This window comes from Enterococcus sp. M190262 (assembly GCF_005843965.1).
Taxonomy (GTDB): domain Bacteria; phylum Bacillota; class Bacilli; order Lactobacillales; family Enterococcaceae; genus Enterococcus_D; species Enterococcus_D gallinarum.
The window spans coordinates 1,193,323-1,212,582 of sequence record NZ_CP040461.1 but is presented as its reverse complement, the minus strand read 5'-3'; the positions used below and the strand labels follow the sequence as shown (position 1 = coordinate 1,212,582).

At 42.3% G+C, this 19,260-nt stretch carries 17 protein-coding genes; 5 read left to right on the top strand and 12 right to left on the bottom strand.

The window, feature by feature from the left end:
* Positions 1 to 2 precede the first annotated feature (2 nt).
* The 5 genes from trmB to FE005_RS05685 all read right to left on the bottom strand — a co-directional run bounded on the left by trmB (position 3) and on the right by FE005_RS05685 (position 4,099).
* Positions 3 to 665, bottom strand: coding sequence for a tRNA (guanosine(46)-N7)-methyltransferase TrmB (gene trmB / locus FE005_RS05705; RefSeq protein ID WP_138371442.1), 663 nt, complete (start codon positions 663 to 665; stop codon positions 3 to 5).
* A 53-nt stretch (positions 666 to 718) separates the two neighbouring features.
* Entirely contained in the window at positions 719 to 1,498 is a 780-nt protein-coding gene (locus tag FE005_RS05700) for a phosphotransferase family protein (RefSeq protein ID WP_003128432.1), read from the bottom strand.
* A 104-nt stretch (positions 1,499 to 1,602) separates the two neighbouring features.
* Complete coding sequence (locus FE005_RS05695) at positions 1,603 to 2,814, bottom strand: ABC transporter permease (RefSeq protein ID WP_138371441.1); 1,212 nt, start codon at positions 2,812 to 2,814, stop codon at positions 1,603 to 1,605.
* On the bottom strand, positions 2,811 to 3,545 hold the full coding sequence (locus FE005_RS05690; protein ID WP_003128430.1) for an ABC transporter ATP-binding protein: 735 nt from the start codon (positions 3,543 to 3,545) through the stop codon (positions 2,811 to 2,813). Before FE005_RS05690 ends, FE005_RS05695 begins: the two co-directional genes overlap by 4 nt.
* A gap of 74 nt (positions 3,546 to 3,619) precedes the next feature.
* Complete coding sequence (locus tag FE005_RS05685) at positions 3,620 to 4,099, bottom strand: hypothetical protein (protein ID WP_138371440.1); 480 nt, start codon at positions 4,097 to 4,099, stop codon at positions 3,620 to 3,622.
* Between the two features lie 196 nt (positions 4,100 to 4,295).
* On the opposite strand from FE005_RS05685, the gene FE005_RS05680 reads away from it, so the two are divergent.
* The 3 genes from FE005_RS05680 (at position 4,296) to FE005_RS05670 (ending at position 6,243) form a co-directional block, all read left to right on the top strand.
* Positions 4,296 to 4,721 (top strand): HIT family protein, encoded by a 426-nt coding sequence (locus FE005_RS05680; RefSeq protein ID WP_005472896.1) that lies wholly within the window; start codon positions 4,296 to 4,298, stop codon positions 4,719 to 4,721.
* On the top strand, positions 4,722 to 5,087 hold the full coding sequence (locus FE005_RS05675; RefSeq protein WP_138371439.1) for a YtxH domain-containing protein: 366 nt from the start codon (positions 4,722 to 4,724) through the stop codon (positions 5,085 to 5,087).
* Between the two features lie 127 nt (positions 5,088 to 5,214).
* Positions 5,215 to 6,243 carry a peptidylprolyl isomerase gene (locus FE005_RS05670; RefSeq protein WP_003128425.1) on the top strand — a complete coding sequence of 343 codons (1,029 nt, stop codon included), beginning with the start codon at positions 5,215 to 5,217 and terminating at the stop codon, positions 6,241 to 6,243.
* Between the two features lie 39 nt (positions 6,244 to 6,282).
* On the opposite strand, the gene FE005_RS05665 is transcribed toward FE005_RS05670, so the two are convergent.
* The 5 genes from FE005_RS05665 to FE005_RS05645 all read right to left on the bottom strand — a co-directional run bounded on the left by FE005_RS05665 (position 6,283) and on the right by FE005_RS05645 (position 13,930).
* Positions 6,283 to 7,227, bottom strand: coding sequence for a 3'-5' exoribonuclease YhaM family protein (locus FE005_RS05665; RefSeq protein WP_138371438.1), 945 nt, complete (start codon positions 7,225 to 7,227; stop codon positions 6,283 to 6,285).
* A gap of 28 nt (positions 7,228 to 7,255) precedes the next feature.
* The gene (locus FE005_RS05660) at positions 7,256 to 9,916 is read right to left on the bottom strand and encodes an AAA family ATPase (RefSeq protein ID WP_138371437.1); all 2,661 of its coding nucleotides are present in this window, start codon (positions 9,914 to 9,916) and stop codon (positions 7,256 to 7,258) included.
* Positions 9,913 to 11,100, bottom strand: coding sequence for a DNA repair exonuclease (locus tag FE005_RS05655; protein WP_138371436.1), 1,188 nt, complete (start codon positions 11,098 to 11,100; stop codon positions 9,913 to 9,915). The genes FE005_RS05660 and FE005_RS05655 overlap by 4 nt, the downstream gene beginning before the upstream one ends.
* Positions 11,101 to 11,361: 261 nt before the next feature.
* Positions 11,362 to 11,703, bottom strand: a complete 342-nt coding sequence (locus FE005_RS05650) for a YlbF family regulator (RefSeq protein ID WP_003128420.1) — start codon at positions 11,701 to 11,703, stop codon at positions 11,362 to 11,364.
* A 70-nt stretch (positions 11,704 to 11,773) separates the two neighbouring features.
* Positions 11,774 to 13,930, bottom strand: coding sequence for a PBP1A family penicillin-binding protein (locus FE005_RS05645; RefSeq protein WP_003128419.1), 2,157 nt, complete (start codon positions 13,928 to 13,930; stop codon positions 11,774 to 11,776).
* A gap of 193 nt (positions 13,931 to 14,123) precedes the next feature.
* Here FE005_RS05645 and FE005_RS05640 point away from each other — a divergent pair, with 193 nt between their 5' ends.
* A complete protein-coding gene (locus tag FE005_RS05640; protein ID WP_081131440.1) occupies positions 14,124 to 14,975 on the top strand; it encodes an RluA family pseudouridine synthase in 852 nt (283 codons plus the stop codon).
* 92 nt (positions 14,976 to 15,067) lie between these two features.
* Here FE005_RS05640 and FE005_RS05635 read toward each other — a convergent pair whose 3' ends face one another.
* Positions 15,068 to 15,793: a pseudouridine synthase gene (locus FE005_RS05635; RefSeq protein WP_138371435.1), complete on the bottom strand. Its 726-nt coding sequence runs from the start codon at positions 15,791 to 15,793 to the stop codon at positions 15,068 to 15,070.
* A gap of 90 nt (positions 15,794 to 15,883) precedes the next feature.
* Positions 15,884 to 17,530, bottom strand: coding sequence for a polysaccharide biosynthesis protein (locus tag FE005_RS05630; RefSeq protein WP_138371434.1), 1,647 nt, complete (start codon positions 17,528 to 17,530; stop codon positions 15,884 to 15,886).
* A gap of 196 nt (positions 17,531 to 17,726) precedes the next feature.
* Here FE005_RS05630 and murE point away from each other — a divergent pair, with 196 nt between their 5' ends.
* Positions 17,727 to 19,241, top strand: coding sequence for a UDP-N-acetylmuramyl-tripeptide synthetase (gene murE, locus FE005_RS05625; protein WP_138371433.1), 1,515 nt, complete (start codon positions 17,727 to 17,729; stop codon positions 19,239 to 19,241).
* Positions 19,242 to 19,260 lie beyond the last annotated feature (19 nt).

Genomic DNA, 19,260 nt, shown 5'->3' with positions numbered 1-19,260 from the left:
ATTTAACTTTTGGTCGTATCTTCTGGTGCCACAAATTGGGCTTCTACCCGGTAGATTCTTTGACCGCGGCTGGAAAACTTCTCTTCATACTCGGTCATGATATTTCCTTCATAGTCACTTTGATGAAGATCCAACCATACTTGTTTTAAAACCATACCATATTGTGAAAAGCTGGCGAGTGAATATTCAAATAAGCCTTGATTGTCCGTTTTGAAATGAATTTCACCATTCGGACGTAAAATTTGTTCATCGACTGCCAAAAAAGCTTTGGATGTTAGTCGGCGTTTCTCATGCTTCTTTTTTGGCCAAGGATCTGAAAAATTCAAATAGATTTGATCGACTTCATGATCCGCAAAATAATTCGTCAATGCGGAACCGTCAACGTGCAGCAGTTGCACATTAGGGATATCTTGTTCGATCAGTTTATCCAGTGCAATGGAAACCACACTGATTTGCATTTCGATGCCAATATAATTAATTTCCGGATGTGCTTTAGCCATTTCGGTAATGAAACGGCCTTTTCCCATACCGATTTCAATATGCAATGGGTGATCATTGCCAAATCGTTCCTTCCAACGGCCTCTCCACGCTGTCGGTTCAGCTACTACAAATTCGGGATGCGCTTGGACTAATTCTTCTGCTCCCGCACGTTTTCTTACTCTCATGTTGTTTCCTTTCCGAAAAAACAAGATGGAACTTGTTGCTTCGCTCCATCTTCTCATTCACTATAAATTCTTTTTAATTGCAGAATCTCTGCATTCATTGCTTTATAATCCCCGCGTTGGTAGTACTTCTTTACTTCCTGAAGCATACTTAATAAAGCATACCAATAAATTTTCTCGATCACTTCACTGCTGCCATGAATCCCGTAACGCACTAGCCAATGCGGCCAGCTGGATAATGGAACATAATGCCCTAAGATCGTACCGATATCCATTGCGGGATCCGCAAACATGATCGAATCCCAATCAACCAAATACAGATAGTTTTGGCAAACAAGCCAATTACGGTAATTGACATCCCCATGAACGACGGAGGCCTTTTGTTCCTGAAATTCTGGAATATTCTCTCTTAAATAACGATAAACAATAGCAATAAAGCGATTTTGAACAACCGCTTTAGGTAAGTTTTCTTCATATTCAACTAACATTTTTTCTGGTGTCATCACTTGACCACCGATTTTGCTCAGCATCTTCGCTAATGTTTTGGAATGGTGCAAATGATACAATACATCGATCACATCATTTCTTTGACCGATCTCTTCGGGGTCCAATACACGACCATCTAGCCACTCTTGAGCAGACAACGTATCGCCATTGCCGGTACGCTTGGTCCACACAAGTTTAGGAGTAATCCCCTCTTTGGAGAGTGCCGCAAGCATCGGGGTCGTATTTCGTTTGATAAAGACTTTATCATTGTCCTTCAAGCCAATGTAGGCTTTGCCGGTGTCGCCTTTGATTGGTCTCAGGCGCCAATCTTGATCCAAGCGAATATCCATCCTAGCTTCTCTCCTTATTTCACAGTATCTCTTATTCTAGCTTCCTAAAGAGTCAACGTCAAGCGCATATGCGTTCGGTTTTTTCGAGTAACGTCCAGCCATCTTTATTGACTTTGCATTTTTTTCAAGCGGGCAGGTACATAGAAAACCAAAAAGAGTCCTGTAAATAACAAAAAGCCCAACAGCACTAGCACTCCTTGCCAAAGAATTGCCGCTCGGAACAAGCCGACTACACCAAAAATGAAAGCAGCTCCGCCTAATAATCTAAGCAATAGCCAATTAATGGCTGTCTGTTTTTGCCCTTCCTCGATTGGATATAAATGAGTCAAAATCATGTACTGAAACTCATTATACATCGGCAGTAGCTGAAAACCGATCAAATAAAGAAACATACATCCTAACCCTAGACTAAGCCACCATTCTTGAACAAAGAAAAGCACTAATACGCCAATCAGTGTCAAACGGAAAAAAAGCCCGCTATATTGTTCCCCTCGCAAAAAGCGGCGAGCATATAGATAGCGATAAGTCTGTTCCTGTCCAAAAGGAATCCTATTCAACAGACCATCTAAATACTTGCGGCGTTTGGCTGCTGCTGTGATTTGAGGTACATCTGTGAATAAGTTGATAAACCGATAAATGCGATGAAGTCTCGTTTCTTCCATGTGGATCATGCGATCCCAATCTAATAGAAGACCTGTCGGACGACACTGAAGGTTGAACCAAGCAGCTTGTAGAACAGCTAAGAGCAATCCAACCCAAGGTGCAACATACAGACTAGCTAAAAGGCTGCTTAATGCAGCAATCACCCACAGAACACGCTGGTTGTTACGCTGTTCTTGTCCTTGATAAAGAGACAAACGCTGTAACCAGAGATCCGTAACTTTTAACAACCAAATCGTCCCTAAATAAAAGAAAAAGCTCGCAAACGTTTGTTCAGTAACTACTACGACTAAAGGCATCGTCGCACCAACGACTAAAAAGGAGACCCCAAAAGGCAGCCACATCGAATAGCGCAGTGCTTGAGCAAGATAGTCCGCCATCTGCTTTTCTTTAGCTAAAAGAAAAATCAAATCTGCTGGTTTCACCAATGTTGCCAACTTGCCGACTGACAAAAGTGCCAACCAGATCAATAGCAATACGATCCCCCCTTGAGGGAACGGCCGAGGGAGCGTTTTTAACAAATTCGAATAATATAGACCCAATCCACCCATTAGAAATGTGCTGAGGATCGCAAAATGATCATTGAAAACATAACGCAAATAGCGACTCATCTGTTTCTGGTGTCGTTGCAAGCGTTGTGAGAAGAACCCCTTCATAGCTGACTCTCCTTTGTCAATGCTAAGTACAACTCATCGAGGGAAGCTCCTTCAGCCCCAAATTGGCTTTGTAATTGCGACAGCGTTCCTTGGGCTCGAATCTCGCCATTGTGAAGCAGGATAAACTTATCACAATATTTCTCAGCTGTAGCCAAGATATGGGTCGACATTAAAATCGATGCCCCGGTTTGTTTCATCTCATTCATCAATTCAAGCAATGCATTGATTGCCAATGGATCTAAGCCCAAAAAAGGCTCATCGATGATGTACAAACTTGGTTCAATTAGAAAAGCACACAAAACCATGACTTTTTGTTTCATTCCCTTAGAAAAATTTGCTGGAAACCAGTCCAACTTATTTTCCAAGCGAAATGTTTTTAATAACCGCTCCGCCCGTTGCAGTGCGACATCTTTGGGGATGTCATAGGCCATTGCCGTTACTTCGATATGCTCTTTTAAAGTCAATTCTTCATAAAGCGAAGGCGTTTCAGGAATGTAGCCGATCTGCTTGCGATACGCTTGCGGATCTTCTTTCAGCGATAGTCCGTTGATAGTGATTTTTCCAGTGTGAGGTTGTAGCAGACCAATGATTTCTTTAATCGTGGTACTTTTACCAGCACCATTCAAACCGATCAACCCCACAAGTTCACCATCCGCGATCGAAAAATCAATATTTTTTAGAACAGGTAGCTGTGTATAACCGCCTGTTACATTTTCTACTTGTAATGTCATTTTCGTTCCTCCAATATCGACTATTATACCATGAAGCAGCGGTCAAAGAGCAGTCATCTACTTCTTGAAATCTGCTATTTTCCGTTATTAGTTATTTGAACAACATACTCGTGTCCAGCTACTTGCAATGGTTCTTTTGGCAGCTCACTGCTACCAAAACGCTCGACCCACCTGTCTGCTTCGGACGCATCAAAAATGACGGCTTGAATTGCTCCGGCAGCTAAACGGGTCGTAAAGGCTTGGACAGCGGCTGGATCTTCATAGGAAACAAATGTAACTGTTATTTCGTGATCAGGCGCCACGTTTTGCTTCACCCAATCCGTCGCTGCTTGTTCAAATTCAGATTGTGTGGGCTGCTGTTCACTGGTCTCAGAAACAACAGCCACTGTATAGACAACTTCTTTTGGTCTTGTCATCGAATAGATCAGCGAACCTCCTACTAGAATGACTGCTAGTCCTGCAATCAGCCACTCCTTATACGCATAGGCAAGATAGCTGATTTTTTCTCGTTTGGTCTTTTTTTTCTGTAATGTTTCTTTAATGATTGGTTTCATCGTATCCGTCCTTTTCTATTTCTGCTTTTAAGTCTATTGGTGCAAGCGGACAAATGCAAGCGTTTCTCTCCACAAACATCCGTACTTTACATGGAAAAGAAGCGATGGCCTGCTTTTGAAGGAATTCAAGAACAAAAACTGTCGAAATCAGCAGAATATGGTAAAGTAGGACTAGAAGAACAAGGAGGTTTATGAAATGGAAAATTGTATTTTTTGTAAGATCAACAATCGTGACATCCCTAGTTACAAAGTATATGAGGATGATCAAGTCTATGCCTTTTTGGATATTTCCCAAGTAACACCTGGACATACATTAGTTATTCCGAAAGTCCACGTAACGGATATTTTTGAGTATGATGAAGCCCTTGCTGCAGAGGTCTTTGCTCGCGTTCCTAAAATCGCTCGGGCAATCGAAAAAGCCTTTCCTGAGATCAATGGACTCAACATAATCAATAACAATAAAGAATTGGCTTATCAATCTGTTTTTCATTCCCATATTCATTTGATTCCTCGTTACGATGAAAAAGATGATTTCTCGATGCATTTCGGTAATCATGCAGAGGATTACTCACAGGAACAGCTAACAGAGATCGCTGAAAAAATCGGAAAGCTGGTGGACTAAATGATCGCTAACTTTATCAAAGGTTTGTTATTCGGCTCTCTAGCCGGCGGCTTAGGCGGGCTGCTATTTGCACCAAAAAGCGGTAAAGAAACCCGTGAACAAATGATTCGTTATGTCGATGAGACCACGGAAGCGACTCTTGAGTTTAATGAAAGTGTCAAAAACTTAAAAAATGCTGTCACATTGACGCGTAAAACGGTTGACGAAACGATTCCTGTTGTCAAAGAGTCTTTCACAAAAGATTTTGAATCATTCAAATTCCAAGCACAGCCAAGAATCGAGCGGATAAAGACCCACGTGGATCGTTTGAACCAACATGTCACGACGATACAAGCCAAATCAGTTCCCCAAGAAGAAAATAAGTAGCAAATATTGGAGAATATATGAATTTTGTTTGAAACATCATTTGTTTTCTTCCCAATTAAAAAAAGAGTGTGGTATAGTATTAGCTGTGATTCTTTGAAATATTTAGAAAATAGGAGTGCTTAAACGAATGAAGAAAAAATTGATTTTAGCAGCAGTCAGCGCACTGAGCGTTTTGACATTAGCTGCTTGTTCCGGAAGTTCAAGTAATGAGATTGCAACCATGAAAGGCGGTAAAATCACGGTTGAAGATTTTTACGAACAAGCAAAAACAGATCAGAATAACCAAAGTCTTATCCGCCAATTGATCGTCTTAAAAGTCTTCGATCAAAAATATGGGGATGATGTTACAGAGAAAATGATCGACAAGCAATACGATCAAACTGCGAAACAATATGGCGACAGCGATAAATTTGAGTCTGCATTGGAAGCTTCTGGGCTTACTAAAAAAAGCTATCGTGAACAAATCAGACAGCAATTAGCATTACAAGAAGGGCTAAAAGCGAACATGGATATTGGTGATGATGAGCTGAAAGCAGCTTGGGATTCTTTCCATCCAGAAGTTGAAGCACAATTGATCAAATTGACTAGTGAAGATGATGCGAAAGATGTATTAAAAGAAGCTCAAAAAGATGGTGCTGACTTTAGTAAATTAGCAAAAGAAAAATCAACAGACACAGCGACTGCAGAAGATGGCGGTACAGTCAAATTCGACTCAACCTCAACAACTGTGCCAGCTGAAGTACAAACAGCTGCCTTTGCATTAAAAGATGGTGAAATTTCAGAGGTCATTTCTGCTACGGATGCTTCTACTTATACAACAAGCTATTACATTGTCAAAATGGTCAAAAACCAAGACAAAGGCAACGACATGGATAAATACAAAGATCAAATCACAGAAATCGCACAAAACACGCTATTGAACGATTCTACATTCGTGGCAAAAACGATTGGTAAAGAATTGAAAGCTGCTAATGTGAAAATGAAAGATGAAGATCTAGCTGATATTCTTTCTGACTATGTTTCTGCAGCAGAAACAAAAGATTCAACTGATTCTTCTGCTACAGATGCATCAGATAACAAAGAGAATGCAACTGATTCTACAAAAGAATCAACTGAAACAACTAGTTCATCTGCTACAGATTCCTCTGAAAAATAACAGAAAAAAAAGATTGGCAAAAGCCAATCTTTTTTTTATTTATACATCTTTCGGCACATAAAAACTACGATTATCCATCCCAAAAATCCGCTCAGTGTATTCTCCTGGTTCCGTTAAGCGAATAGATGACAACATCATTTGCATAGAAGCATCGATGTTATCGATTTGATGCAGGATCTCCGCCTCCATAATTCTTGGGCGAACTGGTGAGCCATATTCCAACAATCCATGATGAGCCAAAACCATGTGCCGCAGCACAACGATATCTTCTTGTTTATCATCAAATTTCAGAGCAATACACGCTTGGGTGATTTCTTCATCTACTAGCACTAAATGTCCAACCAGATTTCCAGCTAATGTATACTCTGTGGTCATTGGTCCCGTCAATTCAATCACTTTTCCTAAATCATGCAGGATAATTCCTGCATACAAAAGCGGTGCATTGATTTCCGGATACTCTTTGACCAAAGATTTTCCGATTCGCAACATGGTCGTTGTATGGTAAGCCAATCCACTAGCAAAGGCATGGTGATTCCGTTTAGCTGCTGGAAAATCAAAAAATTCTTTCTTGTATTTATTCAGCAAAAAACGAACGATACGATTCCAATGAGGATTGGTGATTTCAAACAATGTCTGATTAATTTCCTCTTCCATGTCTTCTTTTTTCATAGGGGCTCTTTCCATGTACTGGCTCGGGTCATGAGGTTCTTCTGGTTTTGCCAGACGCAGATGCAAAATCTTGACTTGGGGATTTCCTTGATAAACTTCTCGCTTTCCATCTAATAAAACGACCTTACCAGCCTCGAAGCGATTGATTTCTTCCTCAGAAGCATCCCAAAACTTTCCGTCGATTGTTCCAGAAGTATCTTGAAAAGTAAACGCGATAAACTTTTTGCCATTTTTTGCGATACGAACATCCGCATTTTTAATCAGCAAAAACAGTTGAAACGTCTCATCTACGGTCAATTCTCGAATTTTTTTCATGTTAACATTTGGCGCATAGCCAAATTTCTCACATCCTTTGACTAAGTTCTTGTACGGATTGCTGGTATTTATGATAATAGCTTACCATTTCTTGGTCAGAAGACAAACAAATTACTTGGTAATATTGGCCAAACTCAGCGAATAATTCCGCTAACCGTTCTTTTCGTGCACTATCATAATGCAACCAGCCATCATCGATAATGATGGGACTAAGCGGATGATTTTGTTGCAACGCAAGATAACCGAAGCGGATCGCCATGATCAGCTGATCTTTTGTTCCTGTTGATAGATCGATGATCGAGTAACTATCGCTAGCATTGCTGGCAACTAATTGCCCCTCATGCAGTGTTACTTGGTGATAGCGGTCATTGGAAAGCAGTCTGAAATATATCGAAGCTTTTTCTAGTAATTGCGGCAATTGTTGCTCAGACAATTCAGTCGTCAAATCGGACAATACCGAAGCAGCTAATTGTCGACTGCTCCAAGCAAGAGCCAATTCCTCGATTTTTGCCCGCAGTTCGCTTTCTTCCTGATAGAGCTGGCTCAACGTACCGCTTTTTTGGCTGGCGGCTACTTCTAGTTCAAGCCGTTGCCTTTGCTCTGCCTTTTGTCGACTAAGCTGGTGCAGCTCTTTTTGCTTTTGTGCCACTTGCGTTTTCTTTTCCAGCAATTCTTCTTGTGTGATTGGTTCCGGGAAAATCGGATCCAGCATGACTGCTAATTCGGCTTCCCGCTTTGCCGCCCGCTGATGCGTCTCCCATTGTTTGAGCCAAAGACTGATTTCTGCTGGCTGATCAATGCCAACTTGTGAGAGAATCTCTTGAGAAGCCGCCAACAATGCAGTCCGCTCCGCCTTTTTGCGAGCAAGTTGCTGCGCCAACAACGTGCTGGGCTGCTGTAAACGCGCCAATTTAACAGCCTGCATCTCTTCATTGAATTCATGCAATAGCTGAGCCTGCTCCAGTATTGTCTTATTTTGCAGGGGCAACCAATCAGCAAAAGGTGTAAACATCGCTTGATAAGGCTGAAGCTGTTCTGTGACCTCTTGCAGTTGTTCTTTGGCTTCGCGAAGCTGATGAGCATACAACTGATAATTAGTAACATCTTCTTGGTACTGCAGCAAGAAGGCCGGCCATCGGTGATAAGGTTCTGTGCCAAAAAAAGGTTGCAGCGCCTGACGCCATCGTTCATTCTGCTGTTTTTGTAAATTATTGGCTTCTGTCAGATCTGCGATCTCTGAGGCAACCAGATCCGTTTGCAACAATAACTCTTGCCATTGTTTTTTGCTGTCACCTTGTTTATGAGGACGTTGTTTCATTGCCTCCCAAATTGCTAGTCCAATACCAACGGTGCCAGCCGCTATACACAACCAGCGCCAAGGAGACGGTAAAAAGAATGCTGCAACATAAGCAACCAAACCACCTACTAATGGCACCATAGGAATAGCCATTTTTTGCTCTCCCATCAATCCTGGGTGCGCCTGTTCCAACCGTGATAAAGCATGTTGAAGATGATTTTCCTTCTCTTCTAACCACTCTAAGCGCTTGTTTGCTTCCTCTAACTGGTAGTCGCTTTGCTCCAGATTCATTAATTGTTCCTGGATTTGTTCTGTCTGCAGTGGTGGTGATTCTTTTGACCATTGCCGTCTATTGATCAGCTGGTTCAACGCCATTCGTGCTTGTTGTTCCTTTTCTAGCGCCTGTTCCTGCCGATCCATCAATCGGGCCATCTCAACTTGTTTCTGAAGGATCTGAGTGATCAAATGTTCGTTGTCCAGATAAAAGAAATATTTATCTGAAGCTTGCCCTTGTTCCAAACGATCAAGTTCTGCTTCTTTTTGATGAATATCTTCTGTTAAGTGCTGATAGGTCTGATAAAATCTGCTGATTTTCTGAGCGTCTTTTTCTGCTACTGCAGCTGGCTGGCTTGATAGCTGTTGCCATTCTTCATACAATGGCCAATGGCTGATCTGTTGTTGAACAGCTTGATAAGCATCGCTTTGCACTTGCTGCTGTTCTTCTAATTGCCGCAATTCTTTTTGAATCTGTGAAATCTGCTGATACTGCTGTTGCAAGCGATGTTCTTCGCTTTCTTTTTGGGCAATTTTCTCCTGTAGTTTCTCCAAACGTTTCAACGCTTGGTTCAAAGGGAGTTTTTGTCCCCGCGGTTTATAATTTTGTTGATTGATTGCTTCATAGCGAGCCACTTGTTGCAGCATCTTTTGACTCCCACTGATTCCCAAAGAAATCAGTGCTTGATGCAATTCATTTTCTTGCAGCTTGTCAATTTGGGCAAGTTGTTCTTGCTGAAAAGTAAATACATCGAAAAACAACGTCTGATTCAAGGGTTGCAGCAACTGTGCCAGCATTTCCTCGTCGCCGGTCTGCCCGTTGAAATGGACTTTGGCTCTTCCTCGATCGATTTGACGGTAACGTTCGATCATCACTTCCCCGTAAGGTTCGACAACTAGCCACAATCTGCCTCCATAAGCGGCCCCATTTTTTGGGGTATAATCCTTTTTCTTAGCTGTTCTTTTAGGAAAACCAAACAGCATAGCCGCAATAAACTGATACAATGTCGACTTGCCGATTTCATTGTTGCCAAAAAGCAATTGATTTCCTTGGGATAATTCAATCACTTGATCATGGTAACGGCCAAACCCAGTGATCTCTGCTTTTAAGATTCTCATACTTCTTCCTCCCACTGGAAATCATTCTCCAGCAAGTGTTTCGTCTGCTGTAAGACCTCTTCTTGAAAGGCACCTTGATCAATCCCGCGATAAAGCAACGGATGACGAAGCAAATCATTCAGTCCTTCAGCAAAAATAGACGGGTCTTGATAAATAGCTAGTAATTGATCAACATAGGACGCCGGGATCGCTAATGGAATTTTTTCTGTCTCTGTTTTGTAGACTTCGATTGCATAAATTGTCTGTAATACGTCTCTTGACAGCTGCTCGTTCAAATAGGCGATCATTTCATTTTTTTCGGTTTCAGAAAACCAATCTGAAGATAACTGATCCGTATCTGTCAGCACTAATTTGATCAGTCGTGGCTGATTCGTGTTGACCTCCTTCAAAATCGTTTGCAAAATCGAACGCTGATCCTTACAAGCTGCTAATGAGACTTCTTGTTGTGCCCATGTGATTTCTGCTACGTCGACCGTCTGGATCTCGGTACCATGGGAACTCAAAGTGGCTAAAACAACGCCTGTATCTTGTTCTTTTTGCGTTTTGCCTTGTGGGGTCCCTGGATAAACGATCGCAGGCTCTTCTGAAAGGATCTTAGGAACATGAATATGACCTAGTGCCCAATAATCATAGCCTTTCTGCTTCATTTCACTCACAGAAAATGGTGCATAATGTTCCCCTGCACTATCCCCGTGGTACATACCGATATGGAAATCAACCGCTTGGCGATTAGGAAATTCCCTGATCTTGTTCTGTGTAATCCAAGGCTGCTGATAACTAAAGCCACTGATAGCATAGGTCTCACCATTTCTGGTTACGCCTTTGATCGTTTCAACCGTCTCACTGGGAAACAGCTCAACATTCTCAGGAAAATCAAACCAATAACGCTGCGGATCATAGTAATCATGGTTACCAAAGATCATATAGACAGGGATCTCTGCTGACGCAAGTCGGGAAATCTCTTGAAAAAAGTCATGCTGGATCCGCAGACTTGGACGGGCTTGGTGGAAGGTATCCCCCGCCAAGAGAACAAAATCCACTTCATGCTCCAGTGCCGTATCAACCAGTTTTTTGATTATTTTTCGATTGATCAGCGGAAGCTGCTCTTTGACGTTATCCGATAACATGCGGATCCCTTCGAAAGAACGATCAATATGCAAGTCAGCACTATGTAAAAAACGCATGATACCTTTCCCCCTTTTGCTTCTATCATAACATTTCTTTGTTTTTTCGTCAGCAAAATACGAAAATTTGTTCGCCTTTTTGAACAAAAAAATTCGAAGGGTCGAGGAAGTCCCCGATCCTTCGAATGTTGTCCGCTCAAATTAGCCTCTAACGCTATCTAAAGCACTGTAAATTGGCATAGAATTGGCACAAGTCCGAGGCCTCTGTTTGAGAACCCCTCTTGGTCTCTTTTGTGCTGCGGTAAGTTAGCAAGCTAGCGCTTAGGCTTCGTATAAGTCCCGCACAGGGCCCATGATGATTCGATTCAAATCATTGGCCACCAGACTAAATGCTTGCTCTTTTTGCATCAATTCCGAAACGATTGGATCTTGCTGAATTTTTTGAGAGAGTTCTTGTGCTTGCTGTGCTTCTTCTTCTGTCATTTCTTGGCCTGCCATCATTTTTTGTTGCAAAGCTTGTTGCAAGCCTTGGAACTCCTTGAATAAGCTATACGCTTCTTGGTTTTCTTTCAAACGATCAAACGAGGCTTTTAAATCTTGAAACTGTTCGGATTCTCGTAATTCTCGTTCTAATTGATTCGCTGTGTCATAAATGTTTGCCATACTGTTCCCTCACTTTGTTTTTTTCTTATTATAACATACTGTTCGGATGCACATGCAGTAGAAGCTAACATCAATTACCATTGATCGTATTCCATAGATTACCAAAAAGCTCTTTGGTTCCTTGTTTGACGCGCTCACCAAAATCTTTTAATCCTTCTTTGGCATTTTCGGCAAACTCGTCAACTGATTTTTTCCAGTCATCGTTGTCCGTTGATTCATTTGGATCTGGCACTTCATCTGCTGCCATCAGTTTCCCACCAGTCATATAGGCATCTGCTACTTGGAACTGACTTCCTTGGCTGTAAGGCAACAGACTTTCGGCTTCCGCTTTAAATATCTTGCCGACGACTTGACCGCTGGTTCCAGTCAAATAGTGTTCGGCACTCGTTTGTTCAAAGCCCAGCCAGGTGGAGATTACGAGATCAGGTGTATACCCAACGATCCACTGATCATTGACTTTTGATAAATCAAAGTTTGTTTCCGTTGTCCCGGTTTTTCCTGCGATCGTAAAGCCATAAGGGCTAGCGCTGACCCCAGTTCCATTAGAGAAGGTACCCAGCATCATGCTTGTCATCTTGTCTGCTGTTTCTTTGGAGATGACTTGTTTTCCTTTGACTGAAGTATTATCTACAATAACCGCGCCCGTTGAATCAACGATTTTGGTGATCAAATGCGGTTGGTAGTAATAGCCTCCGCTAGCAAAGACACCATACGCGGCAGCCATGGTCAACGGTGATTCGCCAGTTTCCAATCCGCCTAACGCCAATCCCCAATATTTGTCCGATTCTGACAATGTTAGCCCAAATTCCTGAGTCTTTTTGTATCCGCGGTCGAGACCAATTTCATGAAGTGTCCAAACAGCTGGCAGATTTAAACTTTGAGCCAATGCTTGATACATCGGCACTTCACCGGAATAGGTCCCATCGTAATTCTTTGCCTCATAATAACTTTGAGGTTTGTCTTCCAAAATACTATCTGGATTATAGCCCGCTTCGATTGCAGGTGCATAAACACTGATGGGTTTGATTGTCGAACCTGGCGAGCGTTTCATTTGGGTAGCAAAATTGAACCCGCGAAAAACATGTTCGCCTCGTCGCCCTACCAATGCTTGAACACCGCCAGTTGTCGGATCTAATGCCACCGAACCTGATTGGACCATCGTTCCATCAGACGCATTTTCTGGAAAAAGCGCATCGTTTTTATAGGCAGCTTCCATTTGTGCCTGATAGTTTTGATCCAGTGCTGTGTAGATTTTGTATCCACGGTTCATCACATCATCCGCATCAAGTCCGTAAGACTCCGCTTCATCGATCACTGCATCGAAGTAATAAGGATATTTATAGCCAGATTCTGAATTGCCATAGCCATCGTACAACAGGCTAGCTATTGAAACTTGCTCTTCTTGATCGGCCACAGATTGATCCAGCATTTTGTTGTCTACCATCAGTCCTAGAACAGTATCTCGGCGGTTCGTCGCATTTTCTGGATGATCGATAGGATTATAAATTGATGGACCTTTAAGCATACCTACTAAGGTAGCTGCTTCTCCCACCGTCAAATCTGAAGCATTAACACCAAAATATTTGAGCGAAGCATCTTGAATCCCCCAGACTCCATTACCGAAATAGGAACTGTTCAAATACATTTCCAATATTTCATCTTTTGAGTATTTTTTTTCGATTTCAATCGCTAGAAACAGTTCTTTGGCTTTTCGACTAAAGGTTTGATCGAGAGAAAGATAGGCATTCTTTGCTAGTTGTTGCGTAATTGTACTCCCACCGCCACCTTCTGCACTACGATTGACTACCATCCGCAAGGCCGCCCGAGCGATCCCTTTGATATCAAACCCATGGTGATTATAAAAATTCCGGTCTTCCGTTGAGATCAGTGCGTGAACGACTGCTGGGGAAATGCTTTTTAAATCAACATAGGTGCCCTTTTGAGAATAGAGCTGCCCAGCTTCTTCTCCTTTAGCATCGTAGATCACAGTGGACTCTTTCAATCCTGATTCTAATTCACTAACTTTGGTATTCTTGGCGATATAAAACAAGTAACCGCTCATCACTAAAATACCCACTAAAGTCAGTAAAATAACTATTTTATTCACATGATATTTCTTCCAAATGCGTTTGCGCCATTGATGGAATTGCTGTAGATAAGGCTTGATCCAACGCCAGAAAGTTTGGATCGATTCTTTTATCTTGTGAAGGATTTGTTTCAAATCCATTTCTCCACGCTCCTTTTAACAAAGTGTAGCATAAATCAAACCGTTTGGAATACGGCTCTAGCAGTAAATTTCATCCACAAAAGATTGCTCGTCAATTCTATCAGCGAAACTTCTGTTTTTTGTTGTTTTTTTTATAAGAAAATCTTAAAGATGCTATAATAGCAAATAGATCACAACTTAGAAAGGGATTTTTATGGAATATACCATTACATTACCTAATGACCATCCCCGAACAACGATTCGGGAATTATTAGAACAAGAATGGCTCGTCCCTCGCAAAGTACGCCATTTACTGCGAACCCGCAAAAATGTACGCGTCAACGGTGAAACAGCCCTTTTTCATCAGGAAGTAGCAGGTGGGGATCAGCTCACGCTTCTTCTAGAAGAAGCAGATTACACGTATCAGCCAGTGATTTCTGGGAACAAAGAGAAGATTACGGTGTTGTTTGAAGATGAACATCTGATCGTTGTCAATAAGCCCGCTGGTATCAAAACCCACCCCAACCAACCAAATGAAACCGACACACTTATGAATGATCTGGCTGCATATCTTGCACCAGAGACAAGACCCTATGTCGTTCACCGATTAGATAAAGAGACCAGCGGCGTCATTTTATTTGCTAAAAACCCCTTAGTCTTGCCTATTTTGGGACGAATGCTTGAAAGTAAGCAAATTTATCGTCGCTACCAAGCAACAGTCTGGGGACAATTGGATCAAAACCAAACCATTCGCAAAAAAATCGGACGCGATCGCCACGACCGTCGCAAACGAGTCATTGACCCACGCAATGGCTTATCTGCGGTGACACACGTTGAGATTGCCGCTCGCAATGCCCAAACGACTTCGATCTATTGTGTATTAGATACAGGACGTACGCATCAGATTCGTGTCCACCTTGCTAGCATTGGACATCCTATCGTCGGAGACCCTCTTTATCAGAAAAAAACTGCAGCTCGCCTTGAGCTGCATGCTTATGAACTTTATTTGACCCATCCATTCTCACAAGAGTCACTGCAGATCAAAGCGCTGCCTGGGCTCTGGTGATGGACAGAATGTTTCTGAAGCAGCAGAAACATTGCCTCTAGTCTCATTCAACATACCGGGCACAGCCGTCAGGCTTCATTCGCTGCAACAATTCAATCATCCGCTGGTTCAGCAGAAAGCTGTGCCAGCTCTTTTTCTGTCACTGAACGATACTCTCCTAATGCCAAATCTTTCGGCAGTTGTAAACCGCCCATTCGAGTACGCTTGAGATAAGTCACTTCTTTTCCCACTGCCTGCACCATTCGTTTTACTTGGTGAAACTTCCCTTCATGCAAAATCAAGGTAATCGTGGATGTCTCGGACTGCTCGTCTACCTTTAAAATCGTCAGCTGTGCCGGCATGAGAGTTTCCCCATCCAGTTCGATTCCTTGGAGAAATTGGTGACGATCCTCTTCGGTCATGATCCCTCGAACTTCTGCATAATACTCTTTTTCGACGTGTTTTTTGGGTGACAATAACCGATGAGCTAGCTGGCCATCATTCGTAATTAGCAGTAGTCCTTCGGTGTCTTTATCCAAACGACCGACTGGAAAAAGATCCCGGCGATAATCTTCCGCCGCAAACAAATCCAAGACCGTCTTTTCCGGATCGGTCGTTGCAGAAATCACACCAGCCGGTTTGTTCAATAAATAATAGAAATCTTTCTGGTAACGTACCAGTTCTCCTGCAAACGAAACCTGATCCTCTTGTTCAGCTACTTGGAATTTATCACTTTTGACTTGTTGACCATTGACCGCAACAAAGCCTTTCTTGATTGCTTGCTTCACTTCTTTTCGTGAGCCATACCCCATATCTGCTAAGAATTTATCTATTCGCATGTTTTCTCGCCTCTTTCTTTGCGATCTTTTTTACTGAAAAAACCGCCTGATCGATCCATGCGATCTCAGCGGCTAATCAGGTTTATTGGGTTATTTGATTCGCAATTTCTTACGCAAACGAATCATTGATGAGCCCAGTAGTTTTTCTGCTAAGCGGATTTTCAATGCCATATAAATATAGGCCCCGCCACCGACTGCTGCAACCAGTAGAGAAAGAATAAAGGCTTGGACTTTGCGATCCGAACTTAAGACCAGACCAAACAATTGCCGAGCAATCAGCGCGATCACTAACATAATGAGAGTCATCAGGAAAATCAAAACCGTTCTTCTAAAGGTCAACTTGGCATTGAAGTGGCCTTTAGTCAACATTTTTCTAATATTCAGCCAGCAAGTCACACCAAGTGCCAATGTTGTAGAGACTAAAGGACCATAAACTTGGAACAGCCAGATGGCCGGATACTGCAAAATAAATTTTAGCAACAAACCAATAAAGAAGAAGATAACCGCTTCTGTGTTATGGTACATCCCTTGCAGCATGCTAGAAGTCAGCATGAACAAGCCCAGGATTAAGCCAGAGATACAAGCAGCAACGAGGACGCTTGCCCCTAATGTATCCGGTCGATAAAACAATGTATACAATGGATACGCCAATACGATCATTCCAAACGTAGCAGGCAGCATGACAAAGGAATACAACTGGAGGTTATTACTGATCAATTTAGCTAAATTTCCTTGATTCTTTTTCGCTACTGCTTCACTGATTAAAGGCAACCCTGTAGATGCCATCGACGTTGCTAAGCCGATCACGACCATTGTCAGCTTGTCTGGATTGCTGCCAAAGATTGCCATCATGTCTAAGAGCTGATCATTTGAATATTGTGTAAATCCTTTCATAATTCGAACAAAGGTATACTGATCCACTAGTTTAAAAATTGTGATCCCAGAACCAACAATAATAAAAGGAATCGCTTCTTTGATGGTGGATAAAACCAATTCTTTGGTTTGGACCTCTGTTTCTTCTTTGCTCATGTCCAGCAAAACATCCATCCGAACCCGCTGCTTCTGGAAATAATAAACCAAAACCAGAACACTTGCTAAAACGCCGATAAAGGCAGCAAACGTTGATTGAGTCACAGCAGCTGTATAGTCGCCTTCTACCACCCGCATGATAATAAACGTTGCCAACAGCATATAGAAGACTCGCGCGATCTGTTCAACGATCTGAGAAATCGCGAATGGTTTCATGTCTTGATTTCCTTGGAAATATCCTCGCATCACACTCATACATGGAAAGACCAAAAGTGCCACGCTTAAGGAGCGCATCGTTGGAATCAATTCTTCTCCGCCACCAGATGCGGTTGCCAGCCAAGGAGCGGCTATGTACATGATACCAGCAGTTACTACCCCAAATCCTGCCATCAACTGTAAAGCTCTCAGGAACAAGCGCTGACTTGTACGATACTCTTCTCTTGAGTTGTAGTAGGAAATCTGTTTCGCAATCGCTGCTGGAATTCCTGCAGTAGAAATCATCAAAAACAAAGCATAGACATTGTAACCCATTCCAAACAATGCATTTGCTTTATCTCCGTTGGCTCCCATCCAGTAGTACCACGGCAAAATATAGATCGCACCGAGCAACCGAGAACCAATGTTTCCCAGTGTCATCCAAGCCGATCCTTGAGCCATTTTTTCTTGTGTCGTTAATTGTTTTGACGCAGATTGCGTATGATTATCCATGGCAGTTCTCTCCAACTTTCTACAAACATATCCCCTTCATTTTAATTCGAAAAAGGACTTCGAGCAATCTATTTTTGCAACATATTAAAGTTTCTTCACATTATTGAAGAAGAACGACCAATCGCATGCTGTCTTCCATTCGATTTGCCTGAATATGCTATAATAAACTAAACTTTTTGAAACGAGGAGAACCAAGATGTCACTACTTACCATTACCCCCCATCAGATCCGCGGGTTGTTGATCGAAGCAAATCTATTAAAAGAGTTTATCGGCCAAGAATGGCATTATACCGTTCCACAAGAAATGAACGACTTGATCTTTACCTCATTAAGTTATGATTCGCGTCAGACAGACGCAAATACGCTATTCTTCTGTAAAGGTGCCGCGTTCAAAGAAAGCTATTTGGAAAGTGCCGTTGCTCAGGGTCTTCAATGTTATGTTTCGGAACACCCTTATGAAAATTGTTCCGCCTATGGCATCATCGTTACAGATATCCGAGCAGCCATGGCTTGTATTGCCCAGGCTTTTTACAACAATCCGCAAGATCAGCTGTTTAAAATTGGAATCACAGGAACAAAAGGCAAAACGAGCTGTGCTTATTTTGTGCGGGAGATTTTAGCCAAAACAACCAATCAGAAAGTAGCTTTTTTCTCCTCTGAAGAAAATACTGTTGACGGAAAGAACTATCAGGAAGCAGTTTTGACGACTCCGGAAACGTTAGACTTGTATGCTATGATGGCCGAAGCAGTCGCTAATGGTATGACACATCTAGTAATGGAAGTCTCTTCCCAAGCTTATAAAACCAAACGTGTCTCTGGGATCACTTATGAAATTGGAATCTTTCTAAATATTTCGCCCGATCATATCGGTCCAGTAGAACATCCGGACTTTGATGATTATCTTTTCTGCAAACGCGAGTTGATCCACAATAGTAAACAAATGATCATTAACCGACAAAGCGATTATTTTGAACTATTAAAAGAAACTTGTGCTGCTCATCAAGTACCATTGATCACCTATGGCCAATGCGATGGAGATTATCAAGTATTACCAGCGGAATCGGGCGATCCTAAATCATTCCGCATCCATTCTGAAAAAGATATTCTTCTTGTGAATGGCGACTATCAGTTGGCTTTGCTAGGAGCATTCAATCACGACAATGCTACTGCTGCAATCGTTGCTGCTTGTCTTGCGGGAGCTACCCAAGAAGAAGCACAATCTGTCTTGCCCAATGTAACGATTCCAGGACGAATGATCGTTCTGGAAAAACAAAATGGCGCATTGATCATCGTTGATTATGCCCACAACTACTTAAGCTTTAAGTCACTGAGTGAGCTAGCCCATACATTGCGGCCAAAAGGACGGCTGATTTTTGTGACAGGCAGTGCCGGCGGCAAAGCAGAATCACGACGTCCTGACATGGGTCGAGCGCTTTCTGAGTATGCAGATAAAGTCTATTTAACTTCTGATGACCCTAACTTTGAGGATCCTCGTGCTGTTGCTGCCGAGATAGCCGCTGCGATCACTGCACCTACTGTCATTATTGAAGAACAGATGGACCGCAGCCTTGCGGTCCAATCAGCGGTTGCTGAAGCCGCTAGTCAAGATATCGTGATTCTAGCTGGTAAAGGCGCTGAGCAATATTTGAAAGTCAATGGTCAAAAAGAACCTTATGAAGGTGATTTGCAGATCGCTCAGCGTTTGCTTTGATTTTTTCATTGCCTCACCT